The sequence below is a fragment of the Gluconobacter sp. genome, from assembly GCF_047723935.1.
In the GTDB taxonomy this organism is placed as follows: domain Bacteria; phylum Pseudomonadota; class Alphaproteobacteria; order Acetobacterales; family Acetobacteraceae; genus Gluconobacter.
Window position 1 is genome coordinate 352686 of the sequence record NZ_JBDOBO010000001.1, and the last position, 25838, is coordinate 378523.

The window sequence follows — 25838 nt, forward strand, 5'->3', positions numbered from 1 at the left end:
AGGGTCCGGATGGTAGGTGGGTTTCCCCCTATTCCGGACCTTTTCCTTATGGAATTAATCGAACCAGTCGATGTCGAGCGGGTGCGTCCACCCCACGGTGTCGAGCCAGCCATGTTTGCTCTCATGCTGGCGACATTTACGATTGGGACTGGCGAATTCGCCATGATGGGCCTTCTGCCCGAATTCTCCCATTCCCTTGGTATTTCCATTTCCCGCGCCAGTTCCGTCATTTCAGCTTATGCGCTGGGTGTCGTGGTCGGAGCACCCCTCATTGCGGTTGCTGGTGCAAAACTCCCCCGTCGCACACTCCTGCTGGCCATGCTTGTGCTGTTCCTTGTGGGGAATATCGGCACGATCCTGATGCCGAACCTGCTCGACATTGAAGTCATGCGCTTCATCACTGGGCTTCCTCATGGTGCCTTCTTTGGTGTTTCGGCTCTTGTTGGTGCGTCCATGGTTGAGCGCGCAAGGCGCGGTCGGGCCGTAGGGCGTGTTCTCTCAGGCATCATGATCTCCACAGTCGTGGGATCACCTTTATCCACTTACGCCGCCAATCATCTTGGCTGGCGCGTGGCCTATGGCGTCATATCGGTGCTCGGACTGCTCTGCTTCCTGGCACTCTGGTACTTCGCCCCACGCGACAAACCCCATCCAGACGCAAATGCGCTGGCTGAACTTAGCGCTTTCAAACGGCCTCAGGTGCTCCTGACGCTTCTGACAAGCGCCATCGGCTTTGGTGGCCTCTTTGCAGTGTACACATTCCTTACTACTGCCCTGTCAGACGTAACGCATCTCCCAGACTGGGCCGTTGCGCTTTATCAGATCGTCTGGGGGCTCGGCATGGTTGCTGGCAATTCGTTTGGCGGAGCCATGGCGGACCGGAATATCAACCGGACGATCCTTTTCTCTCTGGCTGCCAGTTGCGTGTTCATGATCGGGTTCTGGCTACTCCTGCCATTCCCTGTCGCCATGCTGCTGATCACGTTCCTGATCCCGGCAACGCTGATCGGCATTTCCCCAGCCATTCAAACGCATCTGATGGAAGTTGCAGGAGATGCCCAAACCCTTGCCGCATCCCTGAACAACTCGGCTTTCAACATTGCCAACGCTGCGGGCACATGGCTCGGGGCCTATCTGGTGAGTTCAGGGCATGGTCTGGGATCGATCGGCTGGGGCGCCGCGCTCCTCTCCGCAGCTGGGTTCGTGGCCTATCTGATTACGATGGCACAGGCTCGGCTTTCCGCATCACGCTGAACAGCCGAACTCCCAAGGCGACAGAACTCACCGTGAGCGCTGCCGCCATGCCAACCCAAAGGCCTTCCGCACCCCAGTGCTGCTGGAAGGCCAACCACCCCCCAAAGACAAGGCCAATCAGGCCATAATTCGTGACAGCAATTACCATCGGCCACACGGCATCACCGCAGCCTCGCAGGGCGCCACTGAACACAACCTGAAGTCCGTCCACAATCTGGTAGATCCCGGCAATCTTCATCAGCGTGATCACCAGCGCAGCCGTGGCCGGATCCGGGGCATGACCCGTGAAATAAAGGCTCACGATCTTCTCTGGCCAGATCAGCAACAAGGCTGACGACAGCACGGACCAGACCAGTACTACCCAGATCCCGGTCCAGGCAGCCCTGCGGCTCTGATCCATCCGGCCAGACCCACGCCAGTACGCCACGCGGACATTGGTGGCCTGACCAATCGCCAGACACACCATGAACAGCAGTGCACTGACGTTAACTGCAACCTGATGGGCCGCAAGGCTTTGGGTTCCAAGCTGCCCCGCCCGAAGGCTTGTGATTTGAAACATGAGAATTTCGGCCGCTGCTCCCATCATCATGGGCAAACCGAGCTTCAACAGCTCCTTCATGATAGGCCAGCGCACAGGGGCTGGCTTCATAACGGCCCGCACTCGCGGATGCATCAGACACAATCCGGTCAGGGCAAAACTGATCGCCCAGCCCGTCAGGGTCGTAGCCGTGGCCGAGCCGTACATCCCCATCGCAGGCAATCCGAACCAGCCATGAATGAGCGCCGCATTGGTGATGCCATTGCAGATCGCCATAGCTGGCATGATCCACAGCAGAAGCGTCTCCGCACCAAGCGATGGGAGAGCCACACGCAGCACGCCGATCACGGCCAGATCCGGTAGCAGGGACAGCAGAAGGATATGAATGAAGTGGCTGCCCTGCGTCACCACGTCCTCCGGTTCCGCCAGCCACGCAAACAATGGCTGCACGAACCACAATAGCAACGCACAGGGGATGAAGATCAGGAGCGCCAGAACGAACGCAGCGCTCATGACGCTGCGACCGTCATGAGAATCCCGGCCGTGATCTTCCGCGCCACGACCATGGGAGAGAAGAACGCCCGCTCCACCCAGAATGGTCTGGCAGGTCACCATGGTGGTGAAGAAAAAAGTATTGGCTAGGCCACCGACGGCCACTTCAGCAACCCCCAGACCACCCAAAAGAATGGTGTCCGTCACGCCCATGGACATTTCGGAAAGCTGGGAAAGTGCAAGCGGAAGAGCCACGCGCAGCAGGGCAAGAGCATGCCCGCGTGAGGAAGTCGGATCTTTGAAGGTTCTACACATAAGCCTCACTATCGCAGTGAAGATCATACAGACAAGAGTAACAAAGCCTGTTGCACCAAAACGGTGGCTGGCGCATTGATCCCATCTATGGCCGATCCCGTTCCTCACGTGCTCCGTCTGCACGACACCCACGCGCGCGAAAAGCGACTGTTCACACCACTCGATCCGCAGAATGTGCGGGTCTATTTCTGTGGACCCACAGTCTATGACCGGGCGCATCTGGGCAATCTGCGCGCCATGATGGGCGCCGATATCCTGATCCGACTGCTCCGTGTGCTGTATCCATGCGTCACTTACGTCCGAAACGTTACGGACGTGGACGACAAGATCACAGCACGCGCGAAGGAGAACGGTGAGGACATCTCCGCCCTGACCGCCCGTACGACTGAAGCCTTTCATGAAGATTTGGCGTCACTCGGGATTCTGCCGCCGGATATCGAACCCCGCGCGACCCACCATATTGGTGAGATGCTGGCAATGATCGGGCGCTTGGTCGAAAACGGGCATGCATATGAAGCCGAAGGGCACGTTCTGTTCGCTGTCCGGAACTTCCCGTCTTATGGCGAACTTTCCGGCCGCTCGCTGGATGACATGATCGCTGGCGCCCGCGTCGAAGTGGCGCCCTACAAACGTGACCCCGGCGATTTCGTGCTCTGGAAGCCGTCCACCCCGGATCAGCCCGGCTGGGACAGCCCCTATGGCCGTGGTCGCCCCGGCTGGCACATCGAATGCTCCGCCATGTCTCACCGGTATCTGGGAGACAGCTTCGACATTCATGGCGGCGGCGACGATCTGCTTTTCCCACACCATGAAAACGAACGTGCGCAGTCTCTGTGCTGCTATCCGGGCAGCAAATTCGCCACGCACTGGCTCCATAACGGCATGCTGCTCTCCAATGGAGAGAAGATGTCCAAGTCTTTGGGCAATTTCTTCACCATCCGTGAAGTTCTGGAAAAATCCCCGGCTGAACCACTGCGCCTCCTGTATCTGGGCGCGCATTACCGTTCGACGCTGGATTTCACGTGGGAGAAGCTGGAAGAAGCCCGCCGCGTTCTGGATCGCCTCTATCGGGCACTTGAACGCGGTGATGCCCAACAGGGGGCAAACGTTCCTACGACCGTGCTCGATGCCCTGTGCGATGACCTGAATACACCGCTCGCCATCGCAGCCCTTCACCCGCTGGCAGACGCCGCCATGCAGGGCGATCAGGAAGCCGCATCCGGTCTTCTGGCCGCTGGCAAACAGCTTGGTCTGTTTCAGGTTTCCCCGGCTGAATGGTTCCGCTCAGGCGTTGATGCGTCCGCCATTGAAGCTCTGATCGAAGAACGTCTGGCAGCCCGCAAAGCCCGCAACTTCGCCCGCGCGGATGAAATCCGGAACCAGCTTGCCGCAGACGGCATCACGCTGGAAGACGGCCCTGGTGGTACCACATGGCGGAAGGCATAATTTCATGACCGGACGTGATGGTGGCGCCGATCTGGAACCGATCGGCGAATTTGACCCCGTTGTCATTCTTGTGCGCCCACAGTTAGCCGAAAACGTCGGCACAACCGCGCGCGCCATGGCAAATGGCGGCCTGTTTCACCTGCGCCTTGTCGCCCCACGGGACGGCTGGCCGCAGGAACGCGCCTGGCCTGCGTCTTCTGGCGCCCATCGCATCCTCGACAACGCACAGGTTTTCGAGACGGTGGATGAGGCCGTGGCTGACCTGCACCGCGTTTTCGCCACGTGCCCCCGCCCCCGTCATGTCGTGAAGCCGGTCATGACCGCACGCGGAGCGGCAGTAGAACTCCGTGTGGCCTCTACGCGTGGCCTGCGCACCGGCATCCTGTTCGGCCCGGAACGCGCGGGCCTCGACGTCGAAGACATGGCCCGCGCCGATACGCTGGTCCGTTATCCGCTCAATCCGAAGTTCATGTCCCTCAACCTCGCACAGGCCGTGCTCGTCATGGCCTATGAGTGGTATCTGACCGAAGACATGACGCCTCCGCGTGATCTCATGACCAATGAGACGCATGTGGCCACCAAGGGCGAGCTGGAAAACTTCATGTCCCATCTGCTGCGGGAACTTGATGACTGCGGCTTCCTGCGGAACGAGCAGAAGAAACCGGGCATGATCCGCAATCTGCGGCATTTCTTCACACGAGGCGAAGTGACCGAACAGGAACTGCGCACGCTCCATGGCGTGGTCAGCGAACTGGTCAGCGCCAGAAAGGCAAGACGGTAAGGCCATGATCCACTGGCGACACAGGCACCGGATGCATCCACGGCCTGAGGCGCTGGTGGCGGAAACGGCCAACCGCATCCGCGCTCACGTCCTGGAAGAAAACGGCCGGGGCGACATTATCCGTACCGGTCTGAAAGATGGCTCCTTCGGAGACCTCTACCATCACCTGATGACCATGACATGGGGGACGTTCTTCTGGGCGTCCCTCCTTTTATATCTGGTGATCAACGTTGCCTTTGCAGCGCTCTATTACATAATTCCCGGTAGCGTCAGCGGCGTCCCGCACGGGGATTTCCTGGATGACGTGTTCTTCAGCGTCCAGACAATCTCAACAGTCGGATACGGGACGATGGCTCCCGTAGGACGCTTAACCAACACCATTGTTTCCTTTGAGGTTCTCGCAGGGATGATGCTCAATGCGCTGGCAACCGGGCTCGTCTTCGCCCGCTTCTCCCGCCCCAGGGCCCGCATCCTGTTCAGCCATGTCGCCGTCGTGTCCTATGATGACCTGATCCCGACATTAACCATCCGCATTGCCAACCGCCGGCGCACACTGATCCTGTCGGCCAACATCGAGATGACCCTGACGCGCCTGATGCCAGACGATCATGGCCGGCTTGTCCGCCGCTTTGACCGATTGGCTCTGATCCAGTCACATATGCCGATTTTTCGGATCAGCCTGAACGCCACACACATGATTGATGAGACCAGCCCGCTTTATGGCCTGTCAGCAGACACCCTGATTGACCAGAATGCGGAAATCATCATCACGATGGATGGGACAGACGAAATCTCCTCCCAGACACTCTTCGCACGACATGCCTACGAGATCGGCCATGTGAAACACGGATACCGTTTCTCGGACATGATCCATCACCGCCCGGATGGCAGGGTCGAGGTCGACTTCACCCAGTTCCATACAACTGAACATGGCGACCACGAGCCGATTGATCCGTCCACAGCGCATGAAAGGCACCCTCACCATGTCTGATACTCAACACAGCTTCGGCAAAAACGGCCTAACGGCAACGGTTTCCGCTCACGGCGCAGAGCTGACCTCTTTACGGACGGCTTCAGGACAGGACCTGCTCTGGACCGCTGGCCCCGCCTGGAAGCGTCACTCGCCCATTCTGTTTCCCATCGTCGGGAAACCGCCGCAAAACATGACACTCAACGGAAAACCAGTCACGCTGAAGCAGCATGGCTTCGCACGTGACATGCTCTTCCACTGGGTTGAGCGGACAGAAACCGGCTGCGTTCTGGAACTGGAGGACACACCCGAGACCCGCGCACTCTTTCCCGCTGCCTTCCGCCTGCATCTTATTTATCGAATGGAAGAAACCGGCCTGCATGTCGGCTATGTTCTGACCAACCCGTCCGAAGATGCCACGCTACACGCGTCCCTTGGTGTGCATCCGGCATTCATGTGGCCCCTGAATCCAGAAACGGGCCGCGAAAATCATCGCCTGACCTTTGACACGAATGAAGCCGATCATATCCGGCGCATCAGCCCGGATGGTCTGCTTCCGGAGGCAGTCCCGTCCCCAATCCATGACCGGATTCTTCCGTTGCAGGACAGCCTGTTCGAGGCTGATGCCATCATCCTGCTGGATGCCCGCAGCAAGGCTGTCAATTTCACAGGCCCGGACGCAAGCGGCCTACGTGTCCGCTGGGACGGGTTCAAGGATCTTGGAATCTGGACCAAGCCAGGCGCCGGTTTCCTGTGCATCGAGCCTTGGTATGGCTACGCCACACCCGTTGGATTCAGCGGCGATTTTTCGGAAAAGCCGGGCCTGCTGCATCTACAGCCTGGCGAAAGCTGGGAAGCTTTCTGGAGCGTCGAACCCGTCTGACGCCCGGAAGTGGGAATGCCCGGACAAACGGGCATTCCCACTCATCACTCAGGCGCCAATAGCGTCCTGAAGACGTGACACCGTCCGGGCGTGTCCCATCAGGCTCAGAAGAACATGCAGTTCTGGCCCATTATCCTCGCCCGTCAGCGCCAGACGGAGCGGCATGAACAGGGTCTTGCCCTTACGGCCTGACTTGTCCTTCAGGGCTGTCGTCCAGTCCTTCCAGGTATCATCTCCCCAAGGCTCGGCAGGCAGCGTTTCAAGCGCCTGCGTCAGGAACTCACGGTCTTCCGGCTGTGAGGGCGGAACAATCGTGCCCTGCGTCACATCCCACCAATGCGGGATTTCAGCCGTCAGATCGACATTGCCACGCACTGCATTCCAGAATTCTTCAGTCGCCTCGGCCGGCAGATGTTCCTTCGCCACCGAGAACGGCAGATTGTGCAGAGCCTTGCGGTTCAGAGCCAGAAGCTGGCGCATATCAAACCGCGCCGCAGACTTGGAAACATGGGAGATCTCGTAGGCCGCAATCGCCTCTTCCATCGTCATGACTTCCGGATCATCGGACGTCCCAACGCGGGCCAGATAAGACACGATGGACATCGGCTCGATCCCATCCTGACGAAGCGACTTCAGGCCCAGCGCATCGAAACGCTTGGACAGCTTCCCGCCATCGGAATCCAGCAAGAGTGGCAGGTGCGCGAACGTGAAGCGATCCGGCTTTGCACCCAATGCTTCGGCGATGTCGATCTGAACACCCGTGTTCGTCACATGGTCTTCACCGCGGACGATATGCGTGATGCCCATTTCCAGATCATCAACGACTGACGCCAGCGTGTAGAGGATCGTGCCATCTGCACGGATCAGAACCGGATCAGAAATCGCCGTCAACTTGACGGAGCAATCGTCCATGACGAGATCCTGCCACTTGCGGCTGCCATCCGTCAGCTTGAAACGCCAGTGCGGCGTCTTGCCATTGGCTTCGGCACGGGCCCGCTGGTCCGGCGTCAGTTTCAGCATAGCGCGATCATAGATCGGGGCCTTGCCAGCCCGGATGCGCATCTCGCGCTTGGCGTTCAGTTCGTATTCGGTCTCAAAACACGGATAGAGCCGACCAGACGCCTTCAGTTTGTCGATGGCCGCCGCATACCGCTCCATCCGCGAGGACTGACGGGCCTCTTCATCCCAGTCCAGACCGAGCCACGCCAGATCCTTACGGATCGCGTCCTCATATTCAGGCTTGCTGCGCGCGACGTCCGTATCGTCGATACGCAGGAGGAACTTGCCGCCATGGCGGCGGGCGAACAGGAAGTTGGCGACGGCCTGACGGGCGTTACCAACATGGAGATAGCCGGTTGGCGATGGGGCAAAGCGCAGTTTCATGCCGCCTTAATGCCGCATGATTGCGCGTCATGCCAGATGCATGAAGCATCGTGTTCAGAACACCCGACACTCTCCAGTTTCTCGACGCTCCGGCGGCCAAATAAAACATGGCCACTCTACCGATATAACATAACGGGAAACCGGAATACTTGGCCCACAAACATGGACTAAAAAGAAACGTTTTTTCCTTCAGTCCATCCTGTTGTATAAAGGCGAAGAACAGACACTCACGACTGACGCTTTTTTCTGCGATCGGAGTGATGATCCGTTTTTTGATTTAAGAGGACCCCTGATGAGAAAACTTCTCATTCCTGCCATTCTGGTAATCGGCATTATTGCCCTGCTGGGATCAAGCTATAACCGTTTCATGGGAGCGGACCAGAACGTCAAGGAACAGATGGGTCAGCTTCAGAACGAAGTGCAGCGCCAGACCGACCTGATTCCCAATCTGGTCAACACAGTCAAAGGCTATGCCACCCACGAGCATGACACCCTGACGGATTACGCTGCGGCACGTTCGGGTGAAACGCCCCTGAACCGCATTGATCCCCGCTCGGTCAGCGATGAAGACCTTCAGAAAAAAATCCTGGACGCACAGACCCGTAACGCACAGGAAATCAAGGCCATCAACGTTGTGGCTGAACAGTCCCCGCAGCTACAGGCCAATCAGAACTTCACGAGCCTGATGGTTCAGCTTGAAGGCACACAGAACCGCATCACCGTGGCACGCCAGCGTCTGCAGCAGGCCATTTTGGCTTATAACCAGACAGTCATGCACTTCCCGGGCAACCTTGCCGCCGGAATCATGGGCTACCATCAGCGCGTCTACTACGAGGCTTCCCCAGCCGCACAGACGCCGCCAGTCGTAGACTTCTCCAAGCATTGATTTGACTGAAGGACCGGATGAACGTGCCGACTGTTTCCCGCCTGCTTCTAACGCGCACCCTGCATCTGGTCCTTGCCGTGACTGCCCTGCTGTGCCTGTCCCTGACGGGTGCGGCAGGCGCGACCACACCCTTGACCGAACTCGTCACAGATCCGCATCAGAGCCTGTCCGAGCAGGAACAGGATCAGCTCATTCAGAAGCTGACGGATCTTCGGCAAACACTCCCAAGTCACCCGCACATTCTGATCGTTCTTCCCGGCCATGTGGACGATATCGATCAGTATGCGAATGAGACGTTCCATGCCTCCGGCATTGGTCAAAAAGGGCAGGACAACGGTCTTCTGATCGTTCTGGATATTCCGGATAATCAGGCCCGCATCGAAGTCGGGTATGGGTTTGAAGGCGATCTGACGGACCTTCAGACATTCAATATCCTGCATGCTGCCCAGCCAGACCTGAAAGCCGGCCACTATGGCGCCGCGCTAAACGGGATGCTGGATTCCATCGCCGACATTTTGCGCAAAAGCGAGACGCAGGTTCACGAGGAGCAGGCCACATCCGATACGGACTTCAACATCAACGGATTTGATCTCGCACTCGGTGTCGGAGGAATGGTGCTGTTTGCTCTTGGCTCTGGCTTTACCGTCCGCGCTCAACGCCGCGAAGCTCAGGGCCTGCCACTTTCAATCTTTGACCGTTTTCTGATTAGCATTCCCTGGGACGTCATCCTGAGCCTGCTGATCAATATTCTGTCGGCCGCTTCGCGCAATAACGCCAACGCGTCCGGCAGCGATAAGAAACGAAACTCCTACAAATCCGGCGGTGGAGATTCTGGCGGAGGCGGCGCGAAGGATTCCTGGTAAAAGGCACCTCTGTAAGTTTTTCTTGGATCAGCGGCCTGCTGCATCAATACGCAACAACTGATCCAAAGCCGCATCAAGTTTCTCGGGCGTATGATGCTGCGATATCAGATCACGCCCATGACGAACGACGACCTCCCATCGAGAGGCCTGCGTGTAAAGCGCGACAATGGCATTCGCCATATCCTGCGGAAGATCCGCAACAGCCAACTCTCTCAACTGCGGCCCAAAGCCAAAACCTTCAGCCGCAACGGATGTCATGACACACGGCACGCCATGAGACAGGCTGGTCAGCACTTTTCCTTTCGTCCCTGCTCCATACCGAAGCGGGGCAACCGTCACCCTGAGTGTTTTCAACACGCCTGTCAGATCCGGCACATGCCCAAGCACAACCAGACGTGCATCGTTTTGCGCCTGTTCTATCAGCCAATCCGGTGAACCTGCTCCCACAATCAGGAACTTGCACTCAGGTACTTTGGCAGACAGATCCGGCCAGACATGATCCAAGAAATAGCGCACCGCATCTTCATTCGGCCGATGTCCAAAATTGCCGATAAAGCCGATATTCTTGCGGTCCTCCCAGCGCCCTCCTTCGGCGGATGGTCTGGGAAAGGCCAGATGCACCACATGCGCCTCTGGAAGTTCCTGCCTCAAAAGATCCTTCTCATAGCTGGACACCACAAGTGTCGCATCAGCCCGGCGGATAACCCCGAGTTCATTATCCCGCGTGACTCCAGCAGCTTTGAGCGCAGCAGCATCGCCTGACAGGCGGGCTGCCCGCTCCTCCCGCAAGAAATGCAGATCACACGTGTAGAAAATCGTGCGGGCAGCGGGGAACGCGGCGCGGAGCCGATCATATGCCGCACCTCCACAGCAAACCCGGCATGGGATGCAAGCATCAATATCCGGTCCGATCTGCCGCAGGGCGTCGTCAACCCCGTCCCACCCGGGGGACACTGCGTCATGTCCAGGTGTCAGGCACCTAACCCCCAGGGATCGATAGACCGCAGCAGCACTTGCATCCCGCTGCTCTGAAGACAGAAAATATTCTCCCAGCGCCAGAAAGCTGACCCTGCATCCCAGCCGAAGCAGAGAGTGGATCATCGCATCCAGATCCATCGAGCCAGAATCATGGAGAGGCCTTGGAAAATTGCAGTCCACAATCAGGACTGATCTTTCTGACGAATGCCCCACGCTACGGCGAAACACTCTGGAGATCGCTTTGGCCCAACGAAATTTCTCTAACACTTCTCAGGCCTTTTTCCGTTCCTGCCCGCGCGGGTCAGCACTTAAAAACGCAACTTTTTGACATGACAGGCTTTTAGCCCTGAACTGACACACAGAACAGAAGGACATGCCCGCATGACCAAGACCCGTAAATCCACATTCGCTCGCCTGATGCTGGTCTCTGCCCTGCTCACAGGGACGGCAGTGTCCCTGTCCGCCTGCAACACGACGCGCGGCGCAGGCCAGGATGTCAGTGCTGTTGGCCATGCAACGTCCCATGCGGCAACCAGCGCACAGCAGGGTATTGCCAATGCGACGGGTGCTTCCACCCACTGATCAGCCTTTTCTTCAGGCTCGATAAGAAAGACCCGCTCCCTCACAGGAGCGGGTCTTTTTCGTTTCAGACCAGTTCCATTGTCCGAACATCAATCATTCCAAGATCTGTGATCTTGAGATGCGGAATAACAGGAAGAGGCAGGAAAGCCAGTTGCAGAAACGGCTCTTCCAGAGAAACACCCATGTCCTTCGCGGCCTTCCGCAACACGATCAGTTCGTCACGAACCTGCTCGAACGGGGCATCACTCATCAGACCAGCCACAGGTAGCTTCAATTCTGCCAGCACCTTGCCATCCTGAACGGCAACAAATCCGCCGCCCGTCGCTTCCAGCCGGTTCACAGCAGTCGCCATATCCGCATCGTTGGTACCCACAACGCAGATGTTATGGCTGTCATGCCCGACAGATGACGCCAGTGCTCCGTGCTTCAGGCCAAACCCTTTCACAAAACCCCTGCCGATATTGTCGTTATGGCCATGTCGCGCCACGACACAGACCTTGCCCACATCATTCGGTACATCTGGCAGAACCTGCCCGTTCTCTTCCGGCAACGTGAGCCGCAGGTATTCTGTAATGATCTGCCCCGGAATGATCCCCATCACCGGGCGATCTGTTCCGCTGCCCCGTATCTCCATATCTGACGCGATAACCGCACCCGGAAGCTTCACGCTGCCCAGCCCCACTGGCGGAATAATCTCCCGTTCAGCAAACAGAGCCTCCGTGACCAAACGCCCGGCAGAAATAACATCCGACACCAGACAGGCCTCCAGATTATCCAGAAGCACAACATCCGCACGCTTGCCGGGAGCAATCTGACCGCGGTCCCGCAAACCAAAGGCATTGGCAGCCGAAAGTGAGGCTGCACGATATGCTGCCAGCGGCTCAACCCCCAGTTCGATCGCACGGCGGATTAGAAAGTCCAGATGTCCTTCATGAGCAATTTCAAGCGGATTACGGTCGTCTGTGCAGAAAGCAAAGAATGGCGACGTTGCAACATTCAGCAGCGGAACCAGAGCTTCCAAATCCTTGCAGACGGAGCCTTCCCGGATCAGCACGGTCATGCCCTTGCGGACTTTTTCCAGTGCTTCTTCCGCTGCGGTTGCTTCATGGTCCGTCGAAATGCCCGCGGCCAGATAGCCATTCAATGCCTTGCCGCGCATCAGCGGCGCATGACCATCAATATGTCCGTCGGCAAAGGCAGCCAGCTTGTCCAGACACCCCGGATCGCCGTTCAGAACACCCGGGATATTCATGAATTCTGCCAGCCCGATCACCTTGGGATGGTCCCGGTAGGCCACAAGATCAGCTGCATCCAGTGTGGCCCCGGATGTTTCCATAGGTGTTGCAGGAACGCAGCTCGACAGATTGACCCGCAGATCCATGACCGTCCGCTCAGCGGCCGCCAGGAAATAGTCGAAGGCTGATCGCCCAAGGACATTGGCCATCTCATGGGGATCACAGATGGCGGTCGTCACGCCATGCGGCAGCACGCAGCGATCGAACTCAAAAGGCGTGACCAAAGAGGACTCAACGTGAAGGTGCGTGTCGATGAAACCGGGGACAGCAATCCGCCCACGTCCATCAATCTCCTGCTTGCCTTCGTAGGTGCCGTAAGTCCCCACGATCCGGTCCCCGCAGATCGCAATATCCGTTGGGACCATTTCGCCGGTGACGAGGTCCAGAAGACGGACGTTGCGAACTACCAGATCCGCTGGTTCCCGTCCCTGCCCCTGAGCCACCCGGCGCTGGATTGCGTTCTGCATGCCTGAAACCTCCGAATGTCAGCAATGACCACTTATAGCGCGCAGAGGCCCCCGCACTCAAAAGAAGCTTTCACGCCACTTTTTGTTGCGGAAATATCACGATTATTTATGTCTTAATGTTTCACATCCCAAACTGTTGAAGAGTGTGACAAAGCGTGGTTTTTCCCTCCTCGCTTATTTCACTATCCGAGAAAGACCATCTTTCTGATGCGCCTTGCACGCCTTCTATCAACGTCCGCCCTCATGGCCCTGGGGGCCGCTCCTGCACTGGCGGCACCATCTTCCTCCAGTCCGGATCATAAGCCAGCCCGTCATCAGGCTGCGGCTCCATCCATGATGGGCAATACGGCACCGACAGATGAAGTGCATGAAGAGCACGTCTCCGTCAGCGGGCGTCGCAAGTACTTTGATGGTGTAACACGCCGTGACGTCGGTGGCGGTCTGATGCAGAAGCAGGACGCGGCGAAATCCGTCTCAAGTATCTCCCGCGACTTCATTGAAAAGCAGGCACCAGGTCAGGATCCGATGCAGCTCATTGCGCTGCTGCCCGGCGCCAACGTCTCTTCTTCAGATCCTGCCGGACTGACCGGAAGCCACATGAGCTCCCGTGGCCTCGACCAGACGCAGATGGGCTTTACGCTTGAAGGCTTCCCGATCAACGACGTCGGCTCCTTCCAGACGTACTCCCAGGAAATCGTGGATTCCGAAAACCTCCAGAAGGTGAATCTGGCGCAGGGTTCTGCCGATCTGGACAGCCCCCACCTCAGCGCCGCAGGCGGCGTGGTCGACATGTACATGATTGACCCGAAGATGAAGGCGGGCGGAGCGTTCGACGTTTCTTACGGCTCTTATGATTACACCCGCGGCTTCCTGCGCCTCGACACAGGCAAGATTGGCCACACGAACCTACGTGCGTATTTCTCCGGTTCCTATGCAACCGAAGACGCGATCCACAGTGAAGCAACGAACCGCAAGCTGCACGCGGAAGGCAAGATCGTGAACGACTGGGGCGACGGAAACCGCGTCTCTCTCGCGATCGTGGGTAACCGCCTCTACAACTACCTGAACCGCTCCGTGAACATGGCGTCGTGGGACGAATACGGACTGGGCGTGAAGGACAAGTACGTATCGTCCTGCTCGGCTGGTGCGACCTGTACCCGACCGAACGGCACGACATTCAAGAACACGTCCGGCGCGACGATCTCAAACACCGTCTATAACGGCGTGTACAAGGACCCGACGGGCAAGAGCACGAAGAGCGACGCGGACTACTACAAGTTCCACCAGAACCCGTTCACCAACATCTATGTCAGCGCGCCATCCACCTTCAAGCTGACGGATCACCTGACGCTAACGGAAACGCCTTACTTCTGGTACGGCAGCGGTAGCGGCGGCGGCGCATATGCAGTCCCCACCAGCTATGGTGCCACGTCCATGAGCGGGAGCCTTGAAGGCAAAACCGTTGCCAAGGGTACGCTGCTCTATGAACCGTCCATCACAACGACGTATCGTCCTGGCGCTGTCACCAAGCTGACGCTGACGACAGGCGTGAACCGTCTGATGGTTGGTTACTGGTTCGAATATTCCAAGCAGATCCAGAGCGGCCCTGCCACAGGTATTGGTGCCGACGGTACGCCGTGGAGCGTCTGGGGACAGGCTGCGAATTACGTCTTTGATAATGGCGCAACGTATCAGTATCGCTCAAACCTCACACAGACCCGCGTGCACACGATGTTCATCGGTGACAGCCTGTCCCTGCTGAACAACAAGCTCACGATCGAAGGCGGCCTGAAATACGCCATCGTCACCCGTGACGCACACAACATGCTGCCCAACACATCCACGGGCCCTTACATCAAGAAAACCTATTACGAGCCACTGCCAACGGCGTCGATCCGGTATCAGATCAACCCTGAGAACCAGATCTTCATCTCAGGCGCGACCAACTTCCGGATGCCTACGAACTTCTCCCTGTTCGACGCAGGCGCCTATTACAAGGGCAGCGGCTACGCGACACATGGCATCACCAACCTGAACCCGGAAATCTCGATTTCGGAAGAAGCAGGCTGGCGCTACACCGGATCGACCGTCATGGCCTCGATCACCTACTTCCACTACGACTTCACAAACCGCTTCTTCTCCCAGAGCCAGTGCATGGATGATGCCTGCTCCAACTATTTCAGCAACAACATCAATGCTGGTGGACAGACTTCAAATGGTGTGGATGCAGAAATCGGCACACGTCCGATCTTCTACCACCTGCGTCCTTATGTTTCGTTCGAGTATGTCGATGCGCGCACGACCAGCAACCTGAAGGGCGGCAGCAGCAGCTCTGTCGATTATCTCCCAACCAAGGGGAAGTTCGCGCCTGAAACACCCAAGTATCAGGTCGGCTTCAACCTGGATTACGATGACGGCAGCCTGTTCGGTGCTTACAACGTGAAATACGTTGCCAAGCAGTATTCCACATTCATGAACGACGAGGCTGTTCCGTCCTATGTCCGCATGAATTTGACGGTTGGATATCGCTTCCACAATGTCGGCTTCCTGCAGAGCCCGAACATCAAGCTCAACATCTCCAACATCGCCAACAAGCACTATCTGGGCTTCCCACTAGGCGTGCAGACGAACGCAACAGCAATGAAGGGTATCTTCGGCAACACGGTGAAGGGGACCGCCCCGACCTACGCCATTGCAGCACCCTTCGCAGCAACCGGCTCCATCAGCGCTGGTTTCTAAAACAGTATATTCTGAGGCTGATAACCCCGGCCTCAGACGCACGTAGAACCTGACAAACGACCCGGCTCATGGCAATCAGACAGCCATGAGCCCTTTCCCCACGCCGCCAGTCGTTGCCATCATTGGCGCAGGTCCCGCCGGACTGTTCGCCGCTGAGTATCTTTCCGCCCACGGATGTCATGTCGAAGTCTTTGAGCAGATGCCCAGCGTGGGACGGAAACTGCTCATGGCAGGCCGAAGTGGCCTCAACCTGACCCACTCTGAGCCACTCGACCTTTTCATAACACGCTATGGAACGGCCCAAGACTGGCTGACCCCAGCCTTGCTGAACTTCCCGCCAGACGCCCTGCGTCATTGGGCGGAAAACCTTGGACAGGAGTGCTTTAGTGGAAGTTCCGGGCGTGTTTTCCCCAAAAGTATGAAAGCCTCTCCTCTGCTTCGCGCGTGGCTCAGTCGACTTGCAGAACAAGGTGTTCAAATCAGGACACGCCATCGCTTCACAGGATGGGAGGGTTCACGACTGACCTTTGAAACCCCTGAAGGCCCCGTCACGTTTTCTGCGGATGCCACACTCATGGCCACAGGCGGGGCAAGCTGGTCCCGCCTCGGGTCAGACGGGCGCTGGGCCAGTCTGTTTCCTGCGGAAACATCCCCTTTCAAACCGTCAAACTGCGGCTTTATCCCCAACTGGCCCGATGACGTCCTGCAACGCCATGACGGACAGATACTCCATTCCGTCGGACTGTCGTTTCAGGGGACGGAAACCCGTGGGGACGTCACCATTACGCCGCGCGGACTGGAAGGCTCTGCCCTTTATGCCCTCTCGGCCTCTCTCCGTGATGCCATTACCTCTACAGGCACCGCCACCCTGTCACTGGATCTCCGTCCCACTCTCTCCGAAGACGCCATTCTCAAACGCCTTCAGGCCCAGCGTCCCAGAGAGAGCCAGTCCAACCGGCTCCGCAAAGCTCTTTCTCTCGACAGCGCCTCCAGAGAACTCCTGCGACAGACAACACCAAAACAGGCGACACCTCTCCAGCTTGCTCAAGCCATGAAAGCCCTCCCCATCGCCCTGACCGGGACCGACACGCTCGACCGCGCCATCTCGACAGCAGGAGGATTACGCCAGGACGCGCTGGACGAAAATTTCATGCTAAAGACTCATCCCGGTGTTTTTGCAGCGGGCGAAATGCTGGATTGGGAAGCCCCGACGGGCGGTTATCTTCTGCAGGGATGTTTTTCCACCGGTCTTGCCGCCGCAAAGGGCGTCCTTGGGTGGCTAGAATCGTCAGTTTCGGGTATCCGCTGACCCCATGACATCCATCGTTCTCGGACAGGGCCGCGACGGCTCAGACACCTGCATTGATTTGCCGGAACTGCTGGCCACGCGCCTGCTGGTTCAGGGTAACTCCGGCTCAGGCAAATCCCACCTTCTGCGCCGACTGCTGGAACAGACCGCAACCCTCGTTCAACAGGTCATGATCGACCCGGAAGGCGACTTCGTCACCCTGGCAGACCGCTATGGCCATCTGGTCATTGACGTGGAAGACCAGTCCGAAGCCAGCCTGCGTGCAGCCGGTGAACGTGTCAGGGCGCATCGTGCATCTGTTGTGCTGAACCTTGAACAGGTGGAAGCCGAAATGCAGCTGCGTGCAGCCGGCGCATTCCTGAACGGTATGTTCGAAGCACCACGCGCCAACTGGTATCCGGCTCTGGTTGTGGTGGATGAAGCCCAGCTCTTCGCACCGGTTGCGGGCGGGGACACATCCGATGAAGCCCGCCGCCTCTCACTCGGTGCCATGACGAACCTCATGTGCCGTGGGCGTAAACGTGGTCTGGCCGGTGTCATCGCAACACAGCGTCTGGCCAAACTGGCCAAGAACGTCGCGGCAGAAGCCTCGAACTTCCTGATGGGCCGGACCTTCCTCGACATCGACATGGCCCGCGCCGCAGATCTTCTGGGCATGGAGCGTCGGGCCGCAGAATCTTTCCGTGATCTTGCCCGCGGGCAGTTCATGGCGCTCGGCCCAGCTCTGTCCCGTCGTCCGAAGCTGCTGACAATCGGCCCCGTTGAAACAGCCAGCCACAACACGGGACCAGTGCTCGTTCCTTTGCAGCCCATGGATGCCGAGGACCTGCGAGACATCATTCTCGAGCCCGTCCACGAATTTTCGCCCCGCCCCCGCCGCGAAACGCGTCCGCCGCCGCCGGATCTTCTCGCGCAGCTTGATGCCTATGGCGCAACGCGGGAAGCCGCCGAAGAACCTGCAGCAACGGCCGACATTACTGAAATTGATCCCGCGCAGATCTGGGACATGGTTGCTGGTGTCGCCTCTGAAGACGGCGCCGATTACAAGCCACTCGCCACCCTTTATCAGGACTTCCAGCTTCGAGCCCGTATTCAGGGTCTGTCACGGAACATCCTTGATCTGGGCCGCTTCCAGCGCATCCTCGCTACGATCCGCGCAGGTCTGGATCGGGAGCGTGCGGAGAGCGAGGACTGGCAGAAAGCCGAAGCTGTTGCAGCATCCCTGCCGGAAGACGTTCAGGGCGTTTTCCTGTTGCTGGCCCGTACAGCGCTCGATTCGGAAACCTGCCCGGATGACAGTGCTCTGGCTCGCGCCTATGGCACCCATTCCCTGGGACGCGCCCGCCGCCAACTGACATATCTCGAAGAAAGAGAAGTCATAGTGTTGCAGGAAACACCGTTCGGCCGCCGCGTTGCGATCGTCGGCTTAGGCTGGCAAACGGCGTCATAAATCTGTCACCCCAGCTTCACACTAGGTTCACACACCCCTCACGATATTGAGACTAGTTTCCGCCCGTTCCGATTCCGCTTCGTTACGGGAAAGCTATCCATGTCATCCAAATCCCAGCGCAACCGCGCGCTGCTCTTTCTTTTCTGTTCTCCGCTGGCAGTGAGCATGGCACTGCCTTCAGCCAAAGCGGCCACCGCGTCGACAAACAGCAAGAAACACACCGCAGCACACAAGGCCGCAGCCGTTTCCGGCGGATCGGAACAACTGGTCATCACCGCAAAGCGGACCCGTTCCGAGCAGACACTGGGCCGCGTTCAGATCCAGCGCATCATGCCGGGCATCAACCCCATCAAGGCGTTGCAGATCCTGCCAGGTGTCGTGTTCAACAACGCGGACCCCTGGGGCAACAACGAACAGAATTCATCGCTTTATGTGCATGGTTTTGCCAAGGAGCAACTCGGTTATACGCTTGATGGAATTCCCCTCGGCGATCAGGCCTACGGTAACTACAACGGCCTCTCCCCTCAGCGCGCATCCATCAGCGAAAACATCGGATCTGCCTCCATTGCCACCGGCGCAGGCGGTCTGGGCACGGCCTCCACGTCCAACCTCGGCGGTACACTTGAATTTACGACGCAGGATCCACTGCGCAAGCGCGGCGCCCAGATCGAGCAGGTCTTCGGGAGCTGGTCCACATTCCGCACCTTCGCGCGTCTCGACACGGGTGAATTCGGAAATGGCAACTCGGCCTATGTCTCATTCGCTCGTCAGGATGCACGCGCGTGGGATTTCGCTGGCCATCAGGGCGGCTATCAGGTCAATGCCAAGTTCGTTCACCACAGCGCCCATGATCACTTCTCAGCTTTCTTCGACTGGTCTCAAAAGGTTGAACCGAACGAAGACAGCGTGACCCTGCCGCAGGGCTACGGCACATATGTCCGTCCCTTCACGTATCCCAACTTCAATTACGCGAAGTCCTATATCAACTCAGCCGAATACAGGAATGCGGGCCTGAATTACCGCAACTATTACTCTGCAGCCCAGCGGGAAGATTTCCTGGCCTATGCAAAGTGGACGCACGATTTCAATGCGGACCTGCACTGGGATAATTCGATCTACTACCATCATGACTTAGGTGAAGGCGTCGTTGCAGGGCCAATCACGGCTGCCGGCCTTCCCACGCTGTTCGCAGCCTACTTCCCCGGGCAGGATCTCAGCACAGTTTTCGGCGGCTCCGGCTATGCGACCCGTACAACCGAATACTGGGACAACCGCGGCGGCCTGATCTCCACGTTGCGGTATCACCTTGGCAAGCATTCCATCGAAGTCGGTGGCTGGTATGAGCGCAACAACAATACACAAGCTCGTCGCTGGTACCCGCTGGATGCCAACAACCCGACCACACCATACGAACGCCAGCAGAACGCGCTGATCGACCAGTATACGAACAACTTCTACACCAACACGTTCGTGACCCATCTGCAGGACAACTGGCAGATTTCCAAAAACTTCTCGCTGGCAGCCGGCTTCAAGTCTGAGTTGGTTTACACGAACGGCACGCTGCCTGTTGCTGCAAAGGCGGGCTCGCTCTCTCCGTCCTACGCTGTCACCGCTCCGGGTGGCACCATTGCTGCGGAACGTCCGTTCCTGCCGTCCTTCGGTGCCGTCTGGAACATCACGCCGAATGAACAGTGGTTCGCCACCATTCAGGAAAACATGCGCTCCTTCCAGGACGCAGGCTACGGCAACGCCACACCTTGGGGCGCAACCAGCCAGGCTGCGTTCGAAGACTTCAAGAAGAATGGAAAGCCGGAAACATCATGGACGTATGAAACCGGTCTGCGTGAGCACCGCCAGATCCACCTCGGCCCGCTCACATCCATCGAAGGCCAGCTCTCCTACTACCACGTTCACTTCTCGAACCGCCTGCTGGCTGTTGCCACCACACAGACGCTGTCGTCCATCATCGGCTCCGCAACCACGCTGGCAAACGTCGGCTCTGTGACGACCGATGGTATGGACTTCTCGTTCACATCCCATTTCGGCGAGCATTTCTCGCTCTACAACGGCCTGTCCTATAACAAATCCACCTACAACGATAACTACAGCACCGGCACGACAACCGTGCGGACTGCCGGAAAGAACGTTGTGGGTATGCCTGCCTGGTCTGAGAAGTTCGTCTTCAGCACCAATTGGGGCAATGCTTATGGCCAGTTCATCGGTGTTGTGACCGGCAAGCGTTATGCAACCTACACCAACGACATGTACGCGGCCCCGTTCGCGCAGTTCGACATGAACGCGGGCTACACATTCCATGGCATTCCGCACATTGCAGCCCTGCGTGCTCAGGGTAACATCACGAACCTGACCAACACCCGCGCCTGGTCCACCATCAACGCGACCCAAACGTCTGGTCAGTTCAGTGCCTTTCCGGTTGCCCCGCGCAGCTTCTTCCTGACACTGAACGCCACGCTGTAAGGACTGATCCATGCTGACGCGCCGTCGCACTCTGGGGCTGCTTTCCGCCGCTCTCCCTGCCCTTCACCTGAGCCGCTCCGCAAAGGCGGCTCCTTCCCTGGCTCCAAAGCCACTGGTGTTTGCCCACCGTGGCGCGTCGGCTCTCCGTCCTGAACACACACTCGCCGCCTATGCCAAAGCCATGCTGGACGGTGCTGATTTCATCGAGCCCGATCTCGTCATGACGAAAGACGGCCATCTGGTCGTCCGTCATGAAAGCAACATCGCCGATACAACAGATGTTTCCGATCACCCGGAATTTGCCAACCGGAAAAAGACCGTCACCATCGACGGCCAGAAACAGACCGGCTGGTTCACAACGGACTTCACGCTTGCGGAACTCAAAGCACTCCGTGCGCGTGAGCGTCTGGCGACCCTGCGCGTCCATAACACCCGCTACAACGACCGCTTCGAAATCCCGACCTTCGAAGAAGTCATTGAGGTTGTCGCCGCTCAGGCTGCCGCTACCGGCAAGACCTTTGGGCTGATCCCGGAACTCAAGCACTCCACACATTTTCACAGTCTTGGTCATGATCCGGAAGCGATCTTCCTCAAGACCATCGCGGCGCACGAATATACGCGTCAGGCCCCGCTCGAAATCCAGTCTTTCGAGACGTCTAACCTCGCCCGCATCCGGGAGCAGGCACTAGCCATCAACCCGCAGACACGGCTGATGCTTCTGATGGGTGAACGCAAACAAACCCCACCCGATCTCGCTGCAGCAGGAAAAACAACCACTTTCGGCGATCTGATGACGCTGGATGGTCTCAAAGACGTCCGCCGTTACGCAGACGTCATCGGTCCTTCTAACGCGGATCTCATTCCGCGCGATTCAAAGGGCGCATGGCTCGAGCCCAGTTCGCTCGTGGATGACGCTCACCGCGCAGGCCTTCTCGTTCATTCCTACACAGCGCGCCCGGAAAACTACTTTCTTCCCGCCCAGCTTCGAAATGACGCAGGGCCCGCAGCCCGGAACCCAGAAGGCATGATCGCAGAGGTTCGCCGCTATCTGGATATGGGGATCGATGGGTTCTTTACGGATGACCCTGCGCTTGGTCGACACCTTGTCGATACGGCCTTCTAAGTTTCCAGCCCTGACCAGTCTGTCAAAACGGTGCTCTGCCTCCAGATGTTTTCTCGAGCGCAAAGCACCGTTTTTTCATGAGCCAAGCCCCGAATGGCCCAGCCCTGTCTCTTTTCTGCGACCAGAACGGCTCAAAGGCGTTTCAGACAGATCAACATGATGAAGACAGGAGACGACATGTCCATTCGCTCCCTTCCCCTCTTTGTTCTGGTCTTTGCATATCCAGTGATGGCTTCTGCGGCGTGTACCAACGATGCGCTCCCTATCGCTTTACCCATCCAGAGAATGGACGAGCGGCTTCAGGATCTTGCGCATAAAACCGGGTGCTTCATGGAGGTTGACCCGTCACTCCTCCAGGATCTGAAAGCACCCGCGCTTTCGGGCAAGCTGACAGCACGGCAGGCCTTGACGAAGTCCCTGAAAGGGAGCCGACTCAGATACCGCTTCGTCAAGGATCATTGGCGGATCACATTGATGCGCGGAGCGGACGACCACCCAATCCATGACTCTTTCGTTCAACCTTGGTGACGCTATCAATCATCCCAGCTTGAAATGCTTGATAATCGCCTTGTTGAAGGCAGGGAGATCGTCGGGGCATCGTGAGAAAACGTAGGGACCGTCCGTCACAACGTCCACGTCCACCCAACTTGCGCCCGCATTCTCAAGATCGGTCTTGATCGCAGGCCATGATGTGATGGTGCGGCCTCGCAGTTCGTTGACTTCGATCAGGACCTGCGCTCCGTGACAGATCGCAGCGATCGGCTTGTTGGCCTTCACAAACTCCTTCACGAACGCCACGACATCGCGGTTCATCCGAAGGCTATCAGGGGATGCGAGCCCGCCCGGCAGCAGAAGAGCGTCAAAGTCGGAAGCTTTGGCATCCGCAATACCCAGATCAGCCTTGATCTTACGAGACGGGTAAATGTCCTTGTTAACCGCCTGAAACTCGCCAGCTTTCAACGAGATCACCGTAACGGTCGCGCCAGCTTTTTCCAGCGCTTCCTGTGGCGACGTCAGTTCGATTTCTTCCAGGCCATCCGTGGCGAGTGCTGCAACTTTAACCATGTTTCTGGTCCTTTCATGAAAAAAGGCAGCCCGATTGCGGACTGCCCTTCTGAACATCAGGCGTTGAGGTAAATCGTCTTGGTCTGCACATAGGCTTCCAACCCATGTTGACCGTCTTCTCCACCAAGGCCACTTTCCTTGTAACCATGGTGAAAGCCTTGCGGCGCTTCACCGCCCGGACGGTTCACGTAGACCTCCCCGAACTCCAGTTCGCGGGTCATACGCAGGATACGACCGAGATCCTTCGTAAAGAGGTAGGCTGATAGCCCATACCGGCAGTCATTGGCCCAGGCGAGCGCCTGATCGAAATCTGCCACCTTGATCAGAGACATGACAGGTCCAAACACCTCGTTATGAACAATGTCCATATCCTGTGAGACGTCCGTCAGCAGTGTAGGGGCGTAAAAATAGCCCTTATCATAGACACCGCCCGTTAAGCGTTTCCCGCCAGTTTCCAGCGTGGCGCCTTGGCGAACAGCCTTTTCGACAATTTCGTGAACCTTGTTGAGCTCGTCTTCGCTCACCTTGGGGCCCATGTGCGTTGAAGGGTCAGTCGGCAAACCCACTTTCAGAGCGTCGATCTTCTGACGAACCTTCTGCACAAAGTCGTCATAAACTGCTTCATGGATGTAGGTACGTTCATTGCAGGTGCAGACCTGCCCCGTGTTCATGAAGCGGGACTGCACAGCCGCTTCCGCAGCCTTCTCCAGATCAGCATCTTCCATCACCAGGAAAGGCGCCTTGCCACCAAGTTCCAGCCGAACTTCCTTCAGCGTCTCCGCTGCGGCGGCCATGATCTTTTTCCCGGCAGGCGTTGAGCCGGTCATGGTGATGAGCTTCACATCCGGATGCGCGACCAGCGGAACTCCGACTTCCGGCCCATCACCCGTGACGATATTAACGACACCTTTGGGAATGCCCACTTCCTCAACCAGCTTTGCCAGATGAAGCGACGCAAGCGGCGTCAGTTCGTGAGGCTTCACAACGATCGTATTGCCCGCCGCAATGGCCGGCCCAATCTTGCGAGCGCAAAGAGCCAAGGGGAAATTCCAGGCCGTAATGGCTCCAATCACGCCAAGAGGCACACGATCGATCAGAATTTTCTCATCCGGGGTACTCCCGGGAATGATTTCCCCCTGAAGACGCAGCGTGTTTTCAGCCGAAAACCGCAGCAGCCCGATTGCGAAATCAATTTCGACTTCAGCTTCCTTCAGGGGCTTACCCATTTCGGACGTAATAATCTGGGCCAGAACCTTCTTGTCCCGCTTCACCAGATCTTTCAGCGCATGGACATAATCAGCGCGCTCCGTCGCTGTCTTTCGGCTCCAGGCTGGAAATGCCGCCTTGGCTGCGGCTACTGCCTTATCCAGATCGGCTTCACCACCCCGAGCCGCCTGGCCGACCGTTTCTTTCGTGGCAGGATTTTCGACAGCAATCCATTCTCCCGTCTGCGGGGAAACCCATTCACCGTTAATGAAGAGATCGTATTTCTGAGCCATGAGTGCTCCTGTCTTTCAGGAAGCGCATCCTGCGCCGCTTTATTCCAGACGCATGAGACCGCTGCCGGTTCAATCGATGCCCCGACACTGGCAAGAGATACGGTTTATTAAAAGTGATGATAAATCAGCGTTTCATTCACTATTTATGAGTCTTCAGAGCCTGAACCTAGGCTATCCATGAACAGCCGGGCCAACACGCTCACTCGCGGCTCCCGCCAGACCGAATAGATATCACTGCCCTGAAGATCTGTGGGGTACTGCACAGCAATGCCTGTCTTTCGGACAGCCCCCAGAGTTGAAAGAACACTCTGCGGAATACACGAAATGCCCAGTCCCGCCTCTACGCAGGCCATAATGACATCATAAGACTCAACGGTATGGATAAGACCGCCGCCAAAGCCTTTTTGCTCCAGCCAAGCCTCAAAATACCGGCGATACAAACAGTCTGTATTGAACAGAAAGACTGTCTGGCCTGACTGAAGTGTCTGCTGTCCTTCGGACAAAATAAGTGCCAGACGCTCGCGAAAGGCAAATGCACTGCCCATCATGGGATGCTCGATTGGCCCATCCGTCAGAGCAAGATCAATCTCGCCATCAACCAGCATGCGCTCAAGCGTATCTGTCGGCCGGATCAGGATCCTGATTTCCACACCCGGTGCCGCCGCCAGAAACTGCGGGACTCGACTGGGTAAATATTCCTTCAGTGCGACGTCCAAGGCCCCGACAGTCAGTATCCCGCGAGGCACGCCTTCAGAAAAGAGATCTGTCAGGTGCCGTGCCTCTTCCACGACGGTTTTGGCCTGTTGGTGAAACAATCGTCCTTCCGGCGTCAGAAAGAGACGGTTCTTTTCCCGCGTAAACAGCTCCCGCCCCAGAAGCTGCTCCAGTTCCCGCAAGCGCGCCGTCACGTTGGACGCCACACAGTTCAGCTTCCGTGATGCTGCCACCACCGTTCCTGTCTCGACGACAGCACAGAACATTTCCAGCTGTGCAAGACGCAACGGATTCATGGACGATTTTTCCTCAGCAGCGGACTCTTATC

Annotated in this window: 21 protein-coding genes; 14 read left to right on the forward strand and 7 right to left on the reverse strand. The window is 57.6% G+C overall.

The features are described from left to right. Positions 1–9: 9 nt before the first annotated feature. Entirely contained in the window at positions 10–1254 is a 1245-nt protein-coding gene (locus tag ABF979_RS01625) for an MFS transporter (RefSeq protein ID WP_415557461.1), read from the forward strand. On the opposite strand, the gene ABF979_RS01630 is transcribed toward ABF979_RS01625, so the two are convergent. Next, a complete protein-coding gene (locus tag ABF979_RS01630; protein WP_415557462.1) occupies positions 1217–2599 on the reverse strand; it encodes an MATE family efflux transporter in 1383 nt (460 codons plus the stop codon). The two genes, ABF979_RS01625 and ABF979_RS01630, sit on opposite strands and share 38 nt — an antisense overlap. Before the next feature lie 87 nt (positions 2600–2686). Between ABF979_RS01630 and cysS the strand changes: the two genes are divergently transcribed. From cysS to ABF979_RS01650, 4 genes are read left to right on the forward strand one after another with little or no spacing between them, the layout of a single operon-like run. Then, complete coding sequence (gene cysS, locus ABF979_RS01635) at positions 2687–4045, forward strand: cysteine--tRNA ligase (RefSeq protein WP_415557463.1); 1359 nt, start codon at positions 2687–2689, stop codon at positions 4043–4045. A gap of 4 nt (positions 4046–4049) precedes the next feature. Continuing rightward, positions 4050–4826: an RNA methyltransferase gene (locus ABF979_RS01640; protein WP_415557464.1), complete on the forward strand. Its 777-nt coding sequence runs from the start codon at positions 4050–4052 to the stop codon at positions 4824–4826. 31 nt (positions 4827–4857) lie between these two features. Then, complete coding sequence (locus ABF979_RS01645; RefSeq protein ID WP_415557543.1) at positions 4858–5817, forward strand: ion channel; 960 nt, start codon at positions 4858–4860, stop codon at positions 5815–5817. Then, positions 5810–6679: an aldose 1-epimerase family protein gene (locus tag ABF979_RS01650; protein ID WP_415557465.1), complete on the forward strand. Its 870-nt coding sequence runs from the start codon at positions 5810–5812 to the stop codon at positions 6677–6679. The genes ABF979_RS01645 and ABF979_RS01650 overlap by 8 nt, the downstream gene beginning before the upstream one ends. 48 nt (positions 6680–6727) lie before the next feature. On the opposite strand, the gene gltX is transcribed toward ABF979_RS01650, so the two are convergent. Then, the gene (gene gltX, locus ABF979_RS01655) at positions 6728–8062 is read right to left on the reverse strand and encodes a glutamate--tRNA ligase (protein ID WP_415557466.1); all 1335 of its coding nucleotides are present in this window, start codon (positions 8060–8062) and stop codon (positions 6728–6730) included. A 292-nt stretch (positions 8063–8354) separates the two neighbouring features. On the opposite strand from gltX, the gene ABF979_RS01660 reads away from it, so the two are divergent. Together ABF979_RS01660 and ABF979_RS01665 are read left to right on the forward strand one after the other, a co-directional pair. Next, positions 8355–8948 (forward strand): LemA family protein, encoded by a 594-nt coding sequence (locus tag ABF979_RS01660; RefSeq protein WP_046900877.1) that lies wholly within the window; start codon positions 8355–8357, stop codon positions 8946–8948. Between the two features lie 23 nt (positions 8949–8971). Next, positions 8972–9811, forward strand: coding sequence for a TPM domain-containing protein (locus ABF979_RS01665; RefSeq protein ID WP_415557467.1), 840 nt, complete (start codon positions 8972–8974; stop codon positions 9809–9811). 27 nt (positions 9812–9838) lie between these two features. On the opposite strand, the gene ABF979_RS01670 is transcribed toward ABF979_RS01665, so the two are convergent. Next, positions 9839–10912: a glycosyltransferase gene (locus ABF979_RS01670; protein ID WP_415557468.1), complete on the reverse strand. Its 1074-nt coding sequence runs from the start codon at positions 10910–10912 to the stop codon at positions 9839–9841. Between the two features lie 258 nt (positions 10913–11170). On the opposite strand from ABF979_RS01670, the gene ABF979_RS01675 reads away from it, so the two are divergent. Beyond that, positions 11171–11371: an entericidin A/B family lipoprotein gene (locus tag ABF979_RS01675; RefSeq protein ID WP_046899903.1), complete on the forward strand. Its 201-nt coding sequence runs from the start codon at positions 11171–11173 to the stop codon at positions 11369–11371. Positions 11372–11435: 64 nt separating this feature from the next. Here ABF979_RS01675 and ade read toward each other — a convergent pair whose 3' ends face one another. Then, complete coding sequence (gene ade / locus ABF979_RS01680) at positions 11436–13133, reverse strand: adenine deaminase (RefSeq protein WP_415557469.1); 1698 nt, start codon at positions 13131–13133, stop codon at positions 11436–11438. 207 nt (positions 13134–13340) lie between these two features. Here ade and ABF979_RS01685 point away from each other — a divergent pair, with 207 nt between their 5' ends. The 6 genes from ABF979_RS01685 (at position 13341) to ABF979_RS01710 (ending at position 22760) form a co-directional block, all read left to right on the forward strand. Beyond that, positions 13341–15872, forward strand: a complete 2532-nt coding sequence (locus ABF979_RS01685; protein ID WP_415557470.1) for a TonB-dependent receptor — start codon at positions 13341–13343, stop codon at positions 15870–15872. Positions 15873–15957: 85 nt separating this feature from the next. Next, the gene (locus ABF979_RS01690) at positions 15958–17181 is read left to right on the forward strand and encodes a TIGR03862 family flavoprotein (protein ID WP_415557471.1); all 1224 of its coding nucleotides are present in this window, start codon (positions 15958–15960) and stop codon (positions 17179–17181) included. 4 nt (positions 17182–17185) lie between these two features. Further along, positions 17186–18631, forward strand: a complete 1446-nt coding sequence (locus ABF979_RS01695) for an ATP-binding protein (protein ID WP_202206433.1) — start codon at positions 17186–17188, stop codon at positions 18629–18631. Positions 18632–18730: 99 nt separating this feature from the next. Continuing rightward, complete coding sequence (locus ABF979_RS01700; RefSeq protein WP_415557472.1) at positions 18731–21109, forward strand: TonB-dependent receptor; 2379 nt, start codon at positions 18731–18733, stop codon at positions 21107–21109. A 10-nt stretch (positions 21110–21119) separates the two neighbouring features. Continuing rightward, positions 21120–22232, forward strand: a complete 1113-nt coding sequence (locus ABF979_RS01705) for a glycerophosphodiester phosphodiesterase family protein (protein ID WP_415557473.1) — start codon at positions 21120–21122, stop codon at positions 22230–22232. Positions 22233–22409: 177 nt separating this feature from the next. Continuing rightward, a complete protein-coding gene (locus ABF979_RS01710; RefSeq protein WP_415557474.1) occupies positions 22410–22760 on the forward strand; it encodes an STN domain-containing protein in 351 nt (116 codons plus the stop codon). Between the two features lie 9 nt (positions 22761–22769). Here ABF979_RS01710 and ABF979_RS01715 read toward each other — a convergent pair whose 3' ends face one another. From ABF979_RS01715 to ABF979_RS01725, 3 genes are all read right to left on the reverse strand, one after another. Beyond that, positions 22770–23297, reverse strand: a complete 528-nt coding sequence (locus ABF979_RS01715; RefSeq protein WP_202206430.1) for a type 1 glutamine amidotransferase domain-containing protein — start codon at positions 23295–23297, stop codon at positions 22770–22772. A gap of 56 nt (positions 23298–23353) precedes the next feature. Further along, positions 23354–24796, reverse strand: coding sequence for an aldehyde dehydrogenase (gene aldA / locus ABF979_RS01720; RefSeq protein ID WP_415557475.1), 1443 nt, complete (start codon positions 24794–24796; stop codon positions 23354–23356). Between the two features lie 143 nt (positions 24797–24939). After that, positions 24940–25806: a LysR family transcriptional regulator gene (locus tag ABF979_RS01725; RefSeq protein ID WP_415557476.1), complete on the reverse strand. Its 867-nt coding sequence runs from the start codon at positions 25804–25806 to the stop codon at positions 24940–24942. Positions 25807–25838: the final 32 nt, after the last annotated feature.